The organism is Streptomyces sp. NPDC101151 (genome assembly GCF_044768335.1).
Classification (GTDB): Bacteria; Actinomycetota; Actinomycetes; order Streptomycetales; family Streptomycetaceae; genus Streptomyces.
The window spans coordinates 56,098-72,015 of the sequence record NZ_JBIWPP010000019.1 but is presented as its reverse complement, the minus strand read 5'-3'; the positions used below and the strand labels follow the sequence as shown (position 1 = coordinate 72,015).

General features: G+C 70.7%; 13 protein-coding genes and 1 pseudogene. 1 reads left to right on the top strand and 13 read right to left on the bottom strand.

What is annotated here, in order from left to right; translation table 11 throughout:
• Positions 1-103: 103 nt before the first annotated feature.
• Positions 104-517, bottom strand: a complete 414-nt coding sequence (locus ACIRU3_RS29720; protein ID WP_404062466.1) for a hypothetical protein — start codon at positions 515-517, stop codon at positions 104-106.
• Between the two features lie 850 nt (positions 518-1,367).
• Positions 1,368-2,126, bottom strand: a complete 759-nt coding sequence (locus ACIRU3_RS29715) for a thioesterase II family protein (protein WP_404062463.1) — start codon at positions 2,124-2,126, stop codon at positions 1,368-1,370.
• A gap of 339 nt (positions 2,127-2,465) precedes the next feature.
• Here ACIRU3_RS29715 and ACIRU3_RS29710 point away from each other — a divergent pair.
• A pseudogene (locus tag ACIRU3_RS29710) lies at positions 2,466-2,729 on the top strand (methylmalonyl-CoA mutase family protein); the annotation flags it as partial.
• Positions 2,730-3,121: 392 nt separating this feature from the next.
• Here the strand turns inward: ACIRU3_RS29710 and ACIRU3_RS29705 are convergent.
• From ACIRU3_RS29705 to thrC, 11 genes are all read right to left on the bottom strand, one after another.
• A complete protein-coding gene (locus ACIRU3_RS29705; protein ID WP_404062460.1) occupies positions 3,122-4,453 on the bottom strand; it encodes an MraY family glycosyltransferase in 1,332 nt (443 codons plus the stop codon).
• Positions 4,454-4,604: 151 nt separating this feature from the next.
• Positions 4,605-5,843: a serine hydroxymethyltransferase gene (gene glyA, locus ACIRU3_RS29700; RefSeq protein ID WP_404062458.1), complete on the bottom strand. Its 1,239-nt coding sequence runs from the start codon at positions 5,841-5,843 to the stop codon at positions 4,605-4,607.
• An 89-nt stretch (positions 5,844-5,932) separates the two neighbouring features.
• The gene (locus tag ACIRU3_RS29695; protein ID WP_404062455.1) at positions 5,933-6,610 is read right to left on the bottom strand and encodes a protein-tyrosine-phosphatase; all 678 of its coding nucleotides are present in this window, start codon (positions 6,608-6,610) and stop codon (positions 5,933-5,935) included.
• On the bottom strand, positions 6,607-7,254 hold the full coding sequence (locus ACIRU3_RS29690) for an L-threonylcarbamoyladenylate synthase (protein ID WP_404062452.1): 648 nt from the start codon (positions 7,252-7,254) through the stop codon (positions 6,607-6,609). Before ACIRU3_RS29690 ends, ACIRU3_RS29695 begins: the two co-directional genes overlap by 4 nt.
• Positions 7,255-7,306: 52 nt before the next feature.
• A complete protein-coding gene (gene prmC, locus ACIRU3_RS29685; protein WP_404062450.1) occupies positions 7,307-8,152 on the bottom strand; it encodes a peptide chain release factor N(5)-glutamine methyltransferase in 846 nt (281 codons plus the stop codon).
• A 32-nt stretch (positions 8,153-8,184) separates the two neighbouring features.
• On the bottom strand, positions 8,185-9,261 hold the full coding sequence (gene prfA, locus ACIRU3_RS29680; protein ID WP_404062448.1) for a peptide chain release factor 1: 1,077 nt from the start codon (positions 9,259-9,261) through the stop codon (positions 8,185-8,187).
• Between the two features lie 106 nt (positions 9,262-9,367).
• The gene (gene rpmE / locus ACIRU3_RS29675; RefSeq protein ID WP_404062445.1) at positions 9,368-9,592 is read right to left on the bottom strand and encodes a 50S ribosomal protein L31; all 225 of its coding nucleotides are present in this window, start codon (positions 9,590-9,592) and stop codon (positions 9,368-9,370) included.
• A 152-nt stretch (positions 9,593-9,744) separates the two neighbouring features.
• A complete protein-coding gene (locus ACIRU3_RS29670; RefSeq protein ID WP_404062442.1) occupies positions 9,745-10,878 on the bottom strand; it encodes an LCP family protein in 1,134 nt (377 codons plus the stop codon).
• 376 nt (positions 10,879-11,254) lie between these two features.
• Positions 11,255-13,258, bottom strand: coding sequence for a transcription termination factor Rho (rho, locus tag ACIRU3_RS29665; RefSeq protein ID WP_404062439.1), 2,004 nt, complete (start codon positions 13,256-13,258; stop codon positions 11,255-11,257).
• A 407-nt stretch (positions 13,259-13,665) separates the two neighbouring features.
• Positions 13,666-14,583, bottom strand: a complete 918-nt coding sequence (gene thrB, locus ACIRU3_RS29660) for a homoserine kinase (RefSeq protein ID WP_404062436.1) — start codon at positions 14,581-14,583, stop codon at positions 13,666-13,668.
• 271 nt (positions 14,584-14,854) lie between these two features.
• Positions 14,855-15,913: a threonine synthase gene (thrC, locus tag ACIRU3_RS29655; RefSeq protein WP_404062434.1), complete on the bottom strand. Its 1,059-nt coding sequence runs from the start codon at positions 15,911-15,913 to the stop codon at positions 14,855-14,857.
• Between the last annotated feature and the right edge of the window lie 5 nt (positions 15,914-15,918).

Below are 15,918 nucleotides of genomic sequence, written 5' to 3'. Positions count from 1 at the left end.
CCGTGAGGCGTCACAGGCACGGCTGCCGCCCACGCCAGCTCTGCCGCAGTTGTGGCGAGACCATAGCAAATGAGCGAGAGCCCCTTTACACCGGCCCTACAGGTCACGACGACGTCCGCGCGGAATCCGGCTCCACGTACAGAACTTTGGCCTTCATATGGGCACGCACCTGCGCCGCGATCCAGACAAGGGTGGCGGCGAGCAGGGTGAGGGCGAAGCACCTGGGGTTGAACGCGGACGTGTTCCGCAGCAGGGTCAGGACGACCATCAACAGCAGGATCTGCGTGGTGTAGACCAGCAGGCCCATCATCTGGAACAGATGGGGCAGCGCGCGAGCGGTCCGTTGCAGCACCACCAGACCACTGGTCATGAACAGCACCACAAGAAGAGTGCCGAAGGTGGCGCCAAGCGCACCTTTGCCGCCGGCCACGGCGGCACTGACTGCGACTCCCACGCCACCGGCGGCGGCGGTGGGCAGTGAACAGTGCAGGAGCGTTCGAACGTCGTGGGACTGCATGGCGGCAGCTCCTCCGGCGAAGTCTGAGTGGGGGATGGTGCGGTCGTCGAGGGACGACCCTAGCCCGAGAATCGCGAGGCGCACCTCATCCGAGCGGCCCACTGATCGAGGCCGCCCGACTATCCCGGGGGTTCTCGTGAACCGTATCACAAACTATTTGATGAGGTCTTTACCTGGAGGGTGTGCTGACCGTCACACATGAGAGTGATGCCGCGCGTTCGTGCAGAAAGGGCGCCCTTTTGTGTGGTATTGGACCTCTTCGTTCCCCCACGACTTGGCAATGCTCTAGTCAGACTCTTACCTTGGCGCGCTCAACAGACCGTCATCACGGGTGGCTGTCCTGGCCCGTTCTCCGGCCGGCGGACCGCCGTCGACCCCGCGCGAGAGCAGCGGCAGGACGGCGTGGGCGGGCTCCCCGGACTCCTTGCAGAGGGCGTCGGCGACGGCCGCGTCCAGGCCTATGAGGTCCGTGCGGGCCGGCGGGCGGCCGGCAACCGGTGCGGCGCCCGCCCGATCCCGTAGCCGCTGTCGGCCGTCAGGATGTTCGAATCGGGCTTCGCTGCGGCCGAGGGCATCGACAAGGCGATGAGGGAACGCTCCAGCCGGCCATGGGCCCGGGGCAGGCCGTCGGGGCCCGAGGCGACGGCGCGGAAACCGAGTACGCCGCTGCGGCCGCAGGCGATCGGCCGGATCGGAGGCGTCGGCTGCGGGATGACGGGCGCCGGCCCCGCCGAGGTGTGTGCCCGGGCCGGGCGTGATGTGAGTGGCTCGGCAGGGCCCCCACCCCGTGCGGGCCGTGGGCTACGGCGCAGGGGGCGGAGGCTCGCGGAGGAGGTTGAGGCCGAGACCGTTACGGGCCGACCGACGCGCCCACCTTGGCGATGGCCTCGATGAGGCGCGGCGCCTCGTCGTTGAGGTAGAAGTGGCCGCCGGGGTAGCTGTGCAGCTGGAAGGGACCGGTCGTGTGATCGGCCCAGGCCGCCGCCTCCTCGCGGCTGACCCGAGGATCGTCCACACCGAAGTGCGCCTGGATCGGCGTGCTGAGCGGCGGACCGTCGACATAGCGGTACGTCTCGGCGGCCTTGTAGTCGCTGCGGATGGCCGGAAGCACCATGCGCAGGATCTCCTCGTCGCCGAGCAGCGCCGCCTGTGTGCCGCTCAGCTTCTTGAGTTCGGCGATGATCTCTTCGTCGCTGCCCCGGTGCACCCCTTCGTCACGGTTGTGCGAGGGCGCCCGCCGCCCCGAGGCGAACAGCGCCACCGGCACGATGCCACGCCGCTCCAGCCGCCGGGCCACCTCGAACGCGAGCGTCGCGCCCATGCTGTGGCCGAACAGCACCAGCGGCAGGTCGGTCTCCGGCAGCAGCTCGGCCGTCACCTCGTCCGCCAGCTCGGCGATCGAGTCGATGCACCGCTCGCCCCGCCGGTCCTGCCGGCCGGGGTACTGCACGGCCAGTACGTCGAAGTCCGGCGACAACTCCTTGGAGACGGAGAAGAAGTAGGAGGCCGAGCCGCCGGCGTGGGGCAGGCAGACCAGCCTCACGGCCGCGGTCGGCGCCGGGTGGTACCGGCGGATCCACAGGTTCCCGTCAACGCGGTTGGCACTCACCCTAGAACCTTTCGCAATACAGGTGACCCGACTCGAGGGTCCGTCGGTCACCGTCACTGATCACCATGCTTCGGGGCGGTCCTGTCACGCCACAACCCCCTATTCCCGCCACCCCCCTAGCAGTCCTTGCACACACACGACATGCACAGATGGGCCACGTCTCCCGGCACAATACCCGCCCGGGATCCGGCAGTTGGGAGGGAGCCTCGTCCGTGCGGGGTGGGTGACCACGCGCTGCCGGGGGGCGAGTGAGGGGTTCCACCGGCACTCCCGCCGCCCCCTGCCGGGCGGCTGCCGACGGTCGGCGACCTGCGCGTACGCCAGGAGCGGAACCGGAACGTGGTGCGTGCACTGCGCCCCGGCTCCCCCGACGACCGGCTGCTCGTCGCCGGTCGGGCGTCGTCACCCCGGAGGGCCCCTGGCCGTCCGGCTCGGCGAGGGCGGCCCCTCCGTCGTCGTCCCGCTCTTCGTGCGGACGTGTTCGCGTACGGCCCGGCCGAGCCGCCCGGGTGGCGGTTTCTGTGCGTCGGCGGACGCCACCTCGCCCGCGCCGGGGCGGACCCCGCCCGCGGGATCGCCTTCACCATGGCCGCCGGCACCAAGTTCCTCGCCACACGAATCCCAGCCCCCGCGAGGGCCACCGGGGGCACGCCGCAACCCCGGAGACCGAGGCGGCCGCCGTGCTGGACCGTGTCGCCGGGCTCGGCGGAGCGCTCGCGGTGCTGGAGGAGGCACCCGGGCCCGAGCTGTTCGGCACCCGCGGTTCCGGCAGGCGGCCCACCCCTGTCCGGCCCGCCGGACCGAGCGTCCGGCCGAACTGCGCGGGTGCCGGGCTCAACCGGCCCTCGACGACCCCCCGCGCCGCCTGGGCAAGGCCGCGCAGGGCGCCGGAAACGTCCCGCTCCCGCTGCGCGAGGCGCCGGCGGCCAGAGCCACCCCGGGCGAGGTCCGCGGCACGCTGAGCGCGGCCTGGGCCCGTTGAGCCCGACCAGCCGCTACGCCCGTTCCTTCTGCTGGGTACGGAAGCGCGAGGAGCCAGGCGAAAGCTCCGACAGCGCTGTGCTGCCGTGCGCGGTCAGCTCGCGCGCGGCAGCGGAAGGGGCAGCGGCCCCGTCGGCGGCGGCACCGGCCGGGGTCGACGCCGCTTCGGCCTGCGCGGACCGGCGCCTGTAGCGCGGCGGTACGAACCGCTCCGCCCAGACGGGGGTGCGCGGCGTGAAGCGCGGCAGCAGCAGGAGCACCAGGCCCACCGCGCTCAGGAAGACCACGCCGAGCACGATCCACATCGAGGCGGAGTTGACGGAGTACGCCAGTGCCCCGAAGGCGATCAGGGCCGACCAGAAGTACATGATCAGCACGGCCCGGCTGTGCGAGTGGCCGATCTCCAGCAGACGGTGGTGCAGATGGCCGCGGTCCGCGGCGAACGGGGACTGGCCGCGCCAGGTCCGGCGGACGATCGCCAGGACCAGGTCCGCCGCCGGTACGGCGATGATCGTCAGCGGCAGCAGGAGCGGGATGTAGACCGGGACCGTCTGGTGGACCGCGGCCTTCTCCGAACCCGTGAAGAGGGCCAGCGCGTCCGGGTCGACCTGCCCCGTGATGGAGATCGCACCCGCCGCCAGCACCAGGCCGATCAGCATCGAGCCCGAGTCGCCCATGAAGATCCGCGCCGGGTGCATGTTGTGCGGCAGGAAGCCCAGGCACATGCCCATCAGGATCGCCGAGAAGAGCGTCGCCGGAGCGGCCGCCTCGATGCCGTACGAGTACCAGATCCGGTACGCGTACAGGAAGAACGCCGCCGCCGCGATGCACACCATGCCGGCCGCGAGGCCGTCGAGGCCGTCCACGAAGTTCACCGCGTTGATCGTGATGACCACGAGCGCGACCGTCAGCAGGGTGCCCTGCCACTGGGTCAGCGCCACGTTGCCGACGAACGGGATGGGCAGCCACAGGATCGTCAGACCCTGCATGACCATGACGCCCGCGGCGATCATCTGGCCGCCCAGCTTGATCAGCGCGTCGATCTCGAACTTGTCGTCCAGGACGCCGATCAGCCAGATCAGGGCGGCCCCGGAGAGCAGCGCTCTCGGCTCGTTCGACTTCGCGAAGACCTCGTTGAGGTTGTTGAGGTGGTCCGCGACCAGCAGGCCCGCGCACAGGCCGAAGAACATGGCGATACCGCCGAGGCGCGGAGTGGGCTCCCGGTGCACGTCGCGCGCCCGGATCTCCGGCATGGCTCCCGCCACGATCGCGAACTTCCGTACCGGCCCTGTCAGCAGATACGTCACCGCGGCCGTGATGCAGAGCGTCAGCAGGTATTCACGCACAGGCTTCCCCACAGGTCTCGCTGGCCATCACAGCCCCCCACCCTAGCGACGGACGCATATGGATGAGGACTGCCGGGTAGCGACGATGGTTGCACGTGTGGCTGTGCACGGCGGTGTGCACCAGGGTGTACCGATCTGCGTCTACCCCCGCTCAACGGGGATACGGCGGAAATCCGCCGGTGAGTTCGCGCACCTCCTCCCGCACCCCGGCCGGTTCCTTCGCGCCCCGCAGGACGGCCGCCAGCAGCGCGGCGATCCGGACCATCTCCGGCTCCCCCATGCCCTGTGTGGTCACCGCGGCCGTGCCCAGGCGCAGCCCGCGGCCGTCGCCGTGAGGCAGGGCACAGCAGTCGAGGACGATCCCGGAGGCGGCCAGCCGGCCGCGTGCGGTGCGCCCGTCCACGCCGAGCGGGGCCGGGTCGGCGGTGATCAGATGGGTGTCCGTGCCGCCGGTGGTGACCGCGAGACCCTCGGCGGCCAGGTGACCCGCGAGAACCCGCGCGTTGGCGACCACCTGATGGGCGTACACGGCGAACGCCGGTGTTGCCGCCTCGCCGAACGCGACGGCCTTGGCGGCGATCGTGTGCATCTGGGCGCCGCCCTGGGTGAAGGGGAACACCGCCCGGTCGACGCGCTCGGCCAGCTCGCCGCCGCACAGGATCATTCCGCCGCGCGGGCCGCGCAGCACCTTGTGGGTGGTGGCGCACACGATGTCGGCGTACGGCACCGGGTTGGGCGCCGCTCCCCCGGCGACCAGGCCGATCGGGTGCGCGGCGTCCGCGATCAGATACGCCCCGACCTCGTCGGCGACCTCGCGGAAGAAGCCGTAGTCGAGGTGGCGGGGGTAGGCGATCGAGCCGCACACGATGGCCTTGGGCCGGTGGTTGCGGGCCAGGTGGCGTACCTGGTCGTGGTCGACGAGCCCGGTCTCGGCGTCGACGCCGTACCCGACGAAGTCGAACCAGCGGCCGGAGAAGTTCGCGGGCGAGCCGTGGGTGAGATGGCCGCCGTAGGGCAGCCCGAGGGCGAGGACGGTGTCGCCGGGGCGCAGCAGCGCGGCGTAGGCGGCCAGGACGGCCGAGGAGCCCGAGTGCGACTGGACGTTGGCGTGTTCGGCGCCGAAGAGCGCCTTGGCCCGGTCGACCGCGAGGCGTTCGGCGACGTCGACCAGCTCGCAGCCGCCGTGGTGCCGGGCGCCGGGATATCCCTCGGCGTACTTGTTGGCGAGGGCCGAGCCGAGGGCGGCCAGCACGGCGGGTGAGGTGAAGTTCTCGGCTGCGATCAGCTGGAGCGTCGTCGACTGCCGCTCCAGCTCCCCCTGCAGGATCTCGGCCAGCTCCAGGTCCTGCCGCCGCAGGACATCGGTCTCGAGAGCGGGTGTGACCGACATGACGGGCTCCGGGCGGTCGACGGTGACGTAGGTCCAATGTAGGCCCGGGGTCGGGGGGCCGCGCGACCGTTGCGTCCGTTTACGTCCGTTTACATGCGGGTCGGTACACCGGTCAGCGCAGTCACCACCGGGTCCAATGCCTCATGTATCTCGTCCCCGATGGAACGGAAGAACGGCAAGGGCGCCCCGTAGGGGTCGAACACCTCGTCCGCCTCCGCCGTGGGCGCGAGCAGCCACCCGCGTAGAGCGGCGGCCGCACGCACCAGGGCTCGCGCCCGCGCGACCACGCCGTCCTCCAGGGGCGGCAGCGTGGCCGGGTCTATGGCGCGCACCAGGCGGGTGAACTCCTTCAGGGTGAAGGTGCGCAGCCCTGCCGAGTGGCCCATGGAGATGACCTGGGCGCGGTGGTCGCGGGTGGCCGTCAGGACGAGATCGGCCATGATGACGTGCTCGTCCAGCAGTTCCCGGCCGACGAAGCCGGAGGTGTCCGCGCCGAACTCGGCCAGCACGGCCTCCGCGTTGGCCTCCATGGGCGCACCCTCGTGGCCCCAGGTGCCCGCGCTCTCCACGATCAGCCCGCCGCCGAGCACGCCGAGCCGCTCCGCCACGAAATGGCGGGTCAGCCGCTCGGTGATGGGTGAGCGGCACACGTTGCCGGTACTGACGTGGAGGATGCGGAAGCTGTCGCGCGGAAACCCGAACGTCGTCGTCCGTTCCGCCTCACGGTCCCCGTTGCCTATGCCACGCCCCGCCTCAGGGGCCGTCAATTCGCCACCTCGAGGTCGGGTACGACCTTCCGCAGCTCGTCCGGGGAGATCGCGCCCTCGCGCAGCAGCACCGGCACCGCGCCGGAGACGTCCACGATGGACGACGGCACATTGCCGGGGGTGGGGCCGCCGTCGAGGTAGACGGAGACGGAGTCGCCGAGCATCTCCTGGGCGGCGTCGCAGTTCTCCGGCGCCGGGTGGCCGGTGAGGTTCGCGGAGGACACGGCCATGGGGCCGACCTCGGTGAGCAGCTCGATGGCGACCGGGTGCAGCGGCATGCGGACGGCGACCGTGCCGCGGGTGTCGCCGAGGTCCCACTGCAGGGAGGGCTGGTGCCGGGCGACCAGCGTGAGGGCGCCGGGCCAGAACGCGTCGACGAGTTCCCAGGCCAGCTCCGAGAAGTCCGTGACAAGGCCGTGCAGGGTGTTCGGGGAGCCGATGAGCACAGGGGTGGGCATATTGCGGCCCCGGCCCTTGGCGGCGAGCAGGTCGGCGACGGCCTCCGAGGAGAACGCGTCGGCGCCGATGCCGTACACCGTGTCGGTCGGCAGCACCACCAGCTCGCCCCGGCGGACGGCGGAGGAGGCCTCGCGCAGACCCGTCACACGGTCGGTCGCGTCGTTGGTGTCGTATCGCCGTGCCATGTCTAGCGGGCCTCCTCGTACACGTACTGCGGGCTGGAAGTCGTCGGGATGCTCACGGCAGCGCCTTGCGGGCCGTCGCGAACCGGGGGCGGTTGTTGAGGTCCGGATGGTCGGCCGCGTCGGCCCAGCCCCGCTCCTCGGTGAAGATCCACGGCACCTGACCGCCCTGGGTGTCGGCGTGCTCGATGACGACGACCCCGCCGGGGCGCAGCAGCCGGTGTGCGGTGCGCTCGATGCCCCGGATCAGGTCGAGGCCGTCCTCACCGGAGAACAACGCCATCTCCGGGTCGTAGTCGCGGGCCTCCGGGGCGACGTACTCCCATTCGGTGAGCGGGATGTACGGCGGGTTGGAGATGACCAGGTCGACCTGGCCGTCGAGGTCGGGGAAGGCCTCCAGGGCGTTGCCCTGACGCAGGTCGACCCGGGACCCCGCCACGTTCTTGCGGGTCCACACCAGGGCGTCGTCGGACAGCTCCACGGCGTGCACGCGCGAGCGCGGGACCTCCTGAGCGAGGGCGAGCGCGATGGCGCCGGAGCCGGTGCACAGATCGACGATGCAGGGCTCGACGACGTCCATGGCGCGCACGGCGTCTATGGCCCAGCCGACCACGGACTCGGTCTCCGGCCGTGGCACGAAGACGCCCGGGCCGACCTGGAGTTCCAGGTACCGGAAGTAGGCCCGCCCGGTGATGTGCTGCAGCGGCTCGCGCTGTTCACGCCGGGCGATGACCTCCCAGTAGCGGGCGTCGAAGTCGGAGTCCTTCACGGAGTGCAGCGCGCCCCGCTTCACGCCGTGCACGAACGCGGCGAGCTCCTCCGCGTCGTTGCGCGGCGAGGGCACGCCGGCGTCGGCCAGCCGCTGGGTGGCCTGGGCCACCTCCGCGAGCAGCAGGTTCACGCAAGTCCTCCGTGGTAACTCGTACGTGCCTTTTACGCGGCCGCCAGCTTCGCCGCCGAGTCCGCGTCGACGCAGGCCTGGATCACCGCGTCGAGTTCGCCGTCCAGGACCTGGTCCAGGTTGTACGCCTTGAAGCCGACCCGGTGGTCCGAAATTCGGTTCTCCGGGAAGTTGTAGGTGCGGATCTTCTCGGAGCGGTCGACGGTGCGGACCTGGCTGCGGCGGGCGTCGGCGGCCTCCCGCTCGGCCTCCTCCTGCGCCGCCGCAAGCAGCCTGGAGCGCAGGATACGCAGCGCCTGCTCCTTGTTCTGCAGCTGGCTCTTCTCGTTCTGGCAGGAGGCGACGACTCCGGTCGGGATGTGCGTGATGCGCACCGCGGAGTCGGTGGTGTTGACGGACTGGCCACCGGGACCGGAGGACCGGTACACGTCGATCCTCAGGTCGTTCGGGTTGATCTCGACGTCGACCTCCTCGGCCTCCGGCGTGACCAGCACACCGGCCGCGGAGGTGTGGATACGGCCCTGCGACTCGGTGGCCGGCACCCGCTGCACGCGGTGCACGCCGCCCTCGTACTTCATCCGGGCCCACACGCCCTGGCCGGGCTCGGTGGCGCCCTGGCCGCCCTTGGTCTTCACCGCGACCTGGACGTCCTTGTAGCCGCCCAGCTCCGATTCGGTGGCGTCGATGATCTCGGTCTTCCAGCCGACCCGCTCGGCGTACCGCAGGTACATGCGCAGCAGGTCACCGGCGAACAGCGCGGACTCGTCGCCGCCGGCACCCGCCTTGATCTCCAGAATGACGTCCTTGTCGTCACTCGGGTCGCGCGGGACCAGCAGGAGGCGCAGCTTCTCGGTCAGCTCCTCGCGCTGCTTCTCGAGATCCTTGACCTCTGCGGCGAAGTCAGGGTCGTCCGCGGCGAACTCGCGGGCGGTCTCGATGTCGTCGCCGGTCTGCTTCCAGGAGCGGTACGTGGCGACGATCGGGGTCAGCTCGGCATAGCGCTTGTTCAGCTTGCGCGCGTTCGCCTGGTCGGCGTGGACCGACGGATCGGCGAGCTTCTTCTCCAGATCGGCGTGCTCGGCGACGAGTTCCTCGACGGCCTCGAACATCTTTCGGCTCCTGTACTGCGGGGGGAGGGCTGGCGGGCGACCAAAAACGCCGGTCCCGGGCACACCCCGGCGGGGGCGCGACCGTGGACCGGCGAAATGGGGCTCGCTACTTCTTGGAGCCGGCGGAAGCCTTGCCGAAGCGGGCCTCGAAGCGGGCCACACGGCCACCGGTGTCGAGGATCTTCTGCTTGCCCGTGTAGAACGGGTGGCACTCGGAGCAGACCTCGGCCCGGATGGTGCCGGACTCGATGGTGCTACGGGTGGTGAACGACGCGCCACAGGTGCAGCTGACCTGCGTCTCGACGTACGAGGGGTGGATGTCGCGCTTCAAGGTGTCTCCTAGATTTCGGGAGGGCGCCGGGTCGCACCCGCGGGCTGCGCATGCGTGAACCGGAGCCGACGTACCAGTCTGCCAGGACTGGGGCCATCCCCCAAAACCGGGGGCGGGGGTCATCTATTCCCCGAGGGTGGCGGCCGGGCCCCTCAGGGCGCCACCACACCCTTGGCCCCGCCGGCCGCCGTCCCGCTGACGGCCGAGGACGGGATCGGCCGGTCGTTCTTGAGGGCCTTCCAGACCAGCTGGGCCTTCGGCTTCTCGACCAGGACGCGGTTGAGGTCGGACGGGTCGTACCGCACCGGCATCGTGACCATCTTCATGTGGGACGAGCCGATGCCCTTGAGGCCGTTCGCGAAGTCCGCCAGGGCGTTGACCGAGCCGAGGTCGGAGTCGGTGGTGACGGTCTTGGTGGCCGTGACCGCGAGGTCGTACAGCTTCTTGGGGCTGCTGAGCACGCCGACGTGCTCGACCCGGTCGATCAGCGCCTTCACGAAGGCCTGCTGGAGCTGGATGCGGCCCAGGTCGGAGCCGTCGCCGACGGCGTGCCGGGTGCGGACCAGTCCGAGGGACTGTTCGCCGTCGAGGGTGTGGGTGCCGGCCTTGAGCTTCAGATGGCTCTGCGGGTCGTCGATGTTCTCGGTCGTGGTGACCGGGACCCCGCCGAGGTCGTCGATGAGCTTCTGGAAGCCGGCGAAGTCGACCTCCAGATAGTGGTCCATGCGGAGACCGCTGATGGACTCGACCGTCTTCACCGCGCAGGCCGCGCCGCCGGTGGAGTAGGCGGAGTTGAACATGACGTCGGACGCGGCCGGATACGTGGCGCCCTTGGTGTCGGTGCACGCGGGGCGGTCGATGAGGGTGTCGCGCGGCACGGAGACCACGCTGGCCTTCTTGTGGCCCTCGTAGATGTGGACGATCATCGCCGTGTCGGAGCGGGCGCTGCCGTCGTCGGCGCCGCCGCCGATCTTCTTGTTGCTGCCGGAACGCGAGTCCGAGCCGAGGACCAGGATGTTCTCGGAGCCGTTGTCGACCTTGTGCGGGCGGTCGGCGCCGAGCGCCTGGTTGATGTCGACGCTCTTGATGTTGCCGTTGAGCTTGAAGTAGACCCATCCGGCGCCGGTACCGCCGAGGACGACCACGCCCGCGGCCGTCCAGGCCGTGGCGAGCAGGGCCTTGTGGCGCGTGCTGCGGGCCTTGCGGCGGCGGCCCTTGCATCGGCGGCCGGGGCCGATCTCGACCGGGTCCGGTATGCCGGGGTCCGGGGTGCTCTCGGCGGACACGTCACTCCTAGATCTCGTCCGGTTGGTTACCCCCTGCGTTCAGGGTCGGCTGCGGTCATCACCGCACCATCGTCGCCCCGCCGGGTCGGGCGGGGAAACTCGGGACAGGGTTGCACAACGCACTGTGCCCATCGCGTACGGCGATGGGCACAGTGCGTAGCCGGTCGAAACGGATGAAACCCCGCTCACCTGCGTTTTCAGCCGAACAGGTCGTACCCCTGGAAACCGTTGCCGGCCTGGACACCTGTGGCAAAGGTCTCGCCGGCCGCCTTCCCTGTGCGCTCTCTCCCTCGCAGCGCCAAAAGGCCGCCCCCCGTCACGTGCTGACGGGGGGCGGCCCTGGTTCCTGGAGGCGCGGGACCGCAGTCCCGAGCGACTAGTCGCCGTTACCGGGAGTCGGCGTCGTCTTCTGAATCTGCATCAGGAACTCGGCGTTCGACTTCGTCTGCTTCATCTTGTCGAGGAGCAGCTCGACCGCCTGCTGCTGGTCGAGGGCGTGCAGCACCCGGCGCAGCTTCCAGACGATGGCGAGCTCGTCGCTGGCGAGCAGAATCTCTTCCTTACGGGTACCGGACGCGTCGACGTCCACCGCCGGGAAGATGCGCTTGTCGGCGAGCTTCCGGTCGAGCTTGAGCTCCGCGTTGCCGGTGCCCTTGAACTCCTCGAAGATCACCTCGTCCATGCGGGACCCGGTGTCCACCAGGGCGGTGGCGAGGATGGTCAGCGAGCCGCCGTCCTCGATGTTGCGGGCCGCACCGAAGAAGCGCTTCGGCGGGTACAGGGCGGTGGAGTCGACACCACCGGACAGGATGCGGCCGGAGGCCGGCGCGGCCAGGTTGTACGCACGGCCCAGACGCGTGATCGAGTCGAGCAGCACGACGACGTCGTGGCCCAGCTCCACCAGACGCTTCGCGCGCTCGATGGCGAGCTCGGCGACCGTGGTGTGGTCCTCGGCCGGGCGGTCGAAGGTCGAGGAGATGACCTCGCCCTTGACCGACCGCTGCATGTCGGTGACCTCTTCCGGACGCTCGTCGACCAGGACGACCATCAGGTGGCACTCGGGGTTGTTGTGCGTGATCGCGTTGGCGATCGCCTGCATGATCATGGTCTTGCCGGTCTTCGGCGGGGCCACGATCAGACCGCGCTGGCCCTTACCGATCGGCGACACGAGGTCGATGATGCGGGTGGTCAGCACGCCCGGGTCCGTCTCCAGACGGAGCCGGTCCTGCGGGTACAGCGGGGTCAGCTTGTTGAACTCCGGGCGGCCGCGGCCGTGTTCGGGCGCCATGCCGTTGACGGAGTCGAGGCGGACCAGCGCGTTGAACTTCTCGCGGCGCTCGCCGTCCTTCGGCTGGCGGACCGCACCGGTGACGTGGTCACCCTTGCGCAGGCCGTTCTTGCGGACCTGGGCGAGGGAGACGTACACGTCGTTCGGGCCCGGCAGGTAGCCGGAGGTCCGGATGAAGGCGTAGTTGTCGAGGATGTCCAGGATGCCCGCGACGGGGATCAGGACGTCGTCCTCGGCCAGCTGCGGCTCGGCGATCTCGTCGCGGCCACGGCGGCCACGGCGGTCGCGGTAGCGGCCGCGACGGCCCCGGCGGCCGCCCTCGAAGTCGTCGTCGTCCTGGCGGTCCTGACGGTCCTGGCGGTCCTGACGGCCGCCGCCCTGCTGGCCCGGCTGCTGGCGCTGCTGGCCGCCCTGCTGCTGCTCGTCGCCCTTGCCACGGCGGTCACGGTCGCGCTCACGGTCGCGGTCCCGGTCACGCCCGCGCTCACGGCGGTCGCGACGGCCACGGCCGTCGCCGTCACCGGCGTCGCCCTTGGCCTCGCCCTGCTGCTGTGCGGGCGTCTCGGCCTTGGGCTCGCTCTTCGCCTCGGCGGCAACCGTCTCGGTGCCGTTCGCGGACGGGCTGCCCGCCTCGGCGGTGGCGCGGCGACGACGGCGCTCGGTCGGGGCGTCGTCGCTGGCGGGCTGGCCGGGGATCTCGATCTGCTGCTGGGCCACGGCCTTCTCGGCGGGGGCCTCCACGGCCTTCTCCGCCTTCTTCTCGGCGGCGTCCTCGCCCGTCGTACGGGCCTTCGAGGTGGCCCGGCGCTTGGGCTTGGTCTCGGTGGCAGCCTCGGCCTTGGGGGCGGCGCCCCCTCCCCCGGCCTGGGCCTCCTTGATGACCTCGATCAGCTGGCTCTTGCGCATACGCGCCGTGCCCCTGATTCCGAGGCCCGAGGCGACCTGCTGCAGCTCGGCCAGCACCATGCCCTCGAGGCCGGTACCGCGGCGCCGCCGGGAGCCGGCACCGGTGGCAGGCGCGGAGGCGTCCGTGGCGGGCGCGGCAGCGGTCTCCTCGACACGTGCGCCCATCAGATCGGTGGTGTCGCTCACGAAGGGTCCTTCCCTGGAGCGGACGTCGGCCTGTCTGGCTCGGCGACCGGTTGTGCTGTCCGGCGACGGTCCTGTCTCTGTAGAACCGTGCCGGGGCGGTGGTCCGCCAAAGCGGCGGAAGAGAGATTTGCTGGTGATGGCGCTTCCGCGAACCCGTGGCATCCAGTGTCACGTGGCGTGGTAGCACCGATTCCGAAGCGTGCCCGGCGGCCTGCTCAGTGCCCGCGTGCGACGTACTGCCCAGGTACGGCGCACGGAACACGGAGTGGCTTGGGAGGCTCCCGGAAGAAGGTCTGTCCCGGACGGGGACACGAAGCACCTCGCCATGGTGGGGTCGGGTGCAGACTTGAGGTTAACACTACCGGATCCAACAAACATTCCCCCTCTCCAAATCCGGCAACCGTGTGTCAGGTCGCAAGCGGCAGCACGCTCGCTCCCTGTACGTCCAGGCTCAGCCGGTTGGCGGCCCATTCGGTGCCGGCCAGAGCCTCCACCTTGTCGGCGGTGTCGGTGTCGGCCAGGGCCATGACGGTGGGCCCGGCGCCCGAGATGACGGCCGGGATCCCGTCGGCCCGCAGCCGCTCCACCAGCGCGGCGCTCTCCGGCATGGCGGGGGCGCGGTACTCCTGGTGGAGACGGTCCTCGGTGGCGGGCAGCAGCAGCTCGGGGCGCCGGGTGAGGGCCTCGACGAGCAGGGCCGCACGGCCCGCGTTGGTGGCGGCGTCGACGTGCGGCACGCTGCGCGGGAGCAGACCGCGCGCGGTCTCGGTCAGGACCGGCTTTCCGGGCACGAAAACCACCGGAACGATGGAATCGTTCGGCTCCATCCTGATCGCCCGGGCGGCGCCGGCCTCCATCCAGGACAGGGTGAAACCGCCGAGGAGACAGGCCGCCACGTTGTCCGGGTGGCCCTCGATCTCGGTGGCCAGCTCCAGCAGCGCGGCGTCGTCGAGCCGGGCCTCGCCGCCTATGGTCACCGCGCGGGCGGCGACGATGCCGGCGCAGATGGCGGCGGACGAGGAGCCCAGGCCACGGCCGTGCGGAATGCGGTTGGCACAGACGATTTCCAGGCCGCGGGGCTGTCCGCCCAGCAGATCGAAGGCGGTGCGCAGGGAGCGGACGAGCAGGTGACTCTCGTCCCGCGGCAGGGTCTCACTGCCCTCACCCGCGATGTCGATGTGCAGCCCGGAGTCGGCCACCCGGACGACGACGTCGTCGTACAGCCCCAGCGCGAGGCCCAGGGCGTCGAAGCCCGGACCGAGGTTGGCGCTGGTGGCGGGAACGCGCACCCGTACGGCGGCGGCGCGGAACGCTGGACCGGCCATCGCTCGAAGACTCTCCTTGAGCTGCGTGACTGTCGCATGACATCCGATGGAATCGAATGTCATGCGATGAGTTCGATGGACACTCGAAGACGTACGAAGACCCGTCGGGTCGCGGAGACGGCGCGGCCCCGTGCCCACACGCGGGGGCATATGCGGTAGGCGGGTTCAGTACAGCCTATCGAAGGAAGGTTCTGTGGCGACATAGGGCGCACAGGAGGCGCACGATGCGTGTCGGCAGCCCCCTGTGCACCCTGCCACGGATCGCCCCTGGTCAGGCCAGGCCGAGGCGCTGGGCGGCGGTGGTCGCGTCGACCGGGACGGTGACCGGCTGCGGGGCGCCGGCGACGGCCCAGTCGGGGTCCTTCAGACCGTTGCCGGTGACGGTGCACACGATGCGCTGCCCCGGGTCGACCTTGCCCTGCTCGGCGGCCTTCAGCAGGCCCGCCACGGAGGCGGCGGAGGCGGGCTCCACGAAGACGCCCTCCTGGGCGGCCAACAGCCGGTAGGCGCGCAGGATTTCACGGTCCGTCACCTCGTCGATGGCACCGCCGGACTCGTCCCGCGCGGCGAGTGCGTACTGCCAGGAGGCGGGGTTGCCGATGCGGATCGCGGTGGCGATGGTCGAGGGGTCCTTGACGACCTCGCCGCGCACGATCGGGGCGCTGCCGGAGGCCTGGAATCCCCACATCCGGGGGGTCTTCGTGGAGATGCCGTCGGCGGCGTACTCCCGGTAGCCCCTCCAGTAGGCGGTGATGTTGCCCGCGTTGCCGACCGGGAGGACGTGGATGTCGGGCGCGTCGCCGAGCATGTCCACGATCTCGAAGGCGGCGGTCTTCTGGCCCTCGATGCGCACCGGGTTCACCGAATTGACCAGCGCCACCGGGTAGTTCTCGCTCAGCGCGCGGGCGAGCGTGAGGCAGTCGTCGAAGTTGCCGTCGACCTGGAGGATCTTCGCGCCGTGCACGAGGGCCTGGCCCATCTTGCCGAGCGCGATCTTGCCCTGCGGCACGAGGACGGCGGAGACCATGCCCGCACGCACGGCGTAGGCGGCGGCGGAGGCGGACGTGTTGCCGGTGGAGGCGCAGATCACCGCCTTCGCACCCTCCTCCTTGGCCTTGGAGATGGCCATGGTCATGCCGCGGTCCTTGAAGGAGCCGGTGGGGTTGGCCCCCTCCACCTTCAGGTGAACCTCACAGCCCGTGCGCTCGGAGAGCACCTGCGCGGGCACGAGGGGCGTACCGCCCTCGCGGAGCGTCACGACCGGCGTGGTGTCGGATACCGGCAGCCTGTCCCGGTACTCCTCGATGATTCCGCGCCACTGGTGGGTCATTGCTG

Excerpts from the sequence above, each read along its gene's own strand:
- ACIRU3_RS29720 (WP_404062466.1), bottom strand. The coding sequence starts at position 517 with ATGCAGTCCCACGACGTTCGAACGCTCCTGCACTGTTCACTGCCCACC.
- glyA (WP_404062458.1), bottom strand. The coding sequence starts at position 5,843 with ATGTCGGTCACACCCGCTCTCGAGACCGATGTCCTGCGGCGGCAGGAC.
- ACIRU3_RS29690 (WP_404062452.1), bottom strand. The coding sequence starts at position 7,254 with ATGGCACGGCGATACGACACCAACGACGCGACCGACCGTGTGACGGGT.
- prfA (WP_404062448.1), bottom strand. The coding sequence starts at position 9,261 with ATGTTCGAGGCCGTCGAGGAACTCGTCGCCGAGCACGCCGATCTGGAG.
- thrB (WP_404062436.1), bottom strand. The coding sequence starts at position 14,583 with ATGGCCGGTCCAGCGTTCCGCGCCGCCGCCGTACGGGTGCGCGTTCCC.
- thrC (WP_404062434.1), bottom strand. The coding sequence starts at position 15,913 with ATGACCCACCAGTGGCGCGGAATCATCGAGGAGTACCGGGACAGGCTG.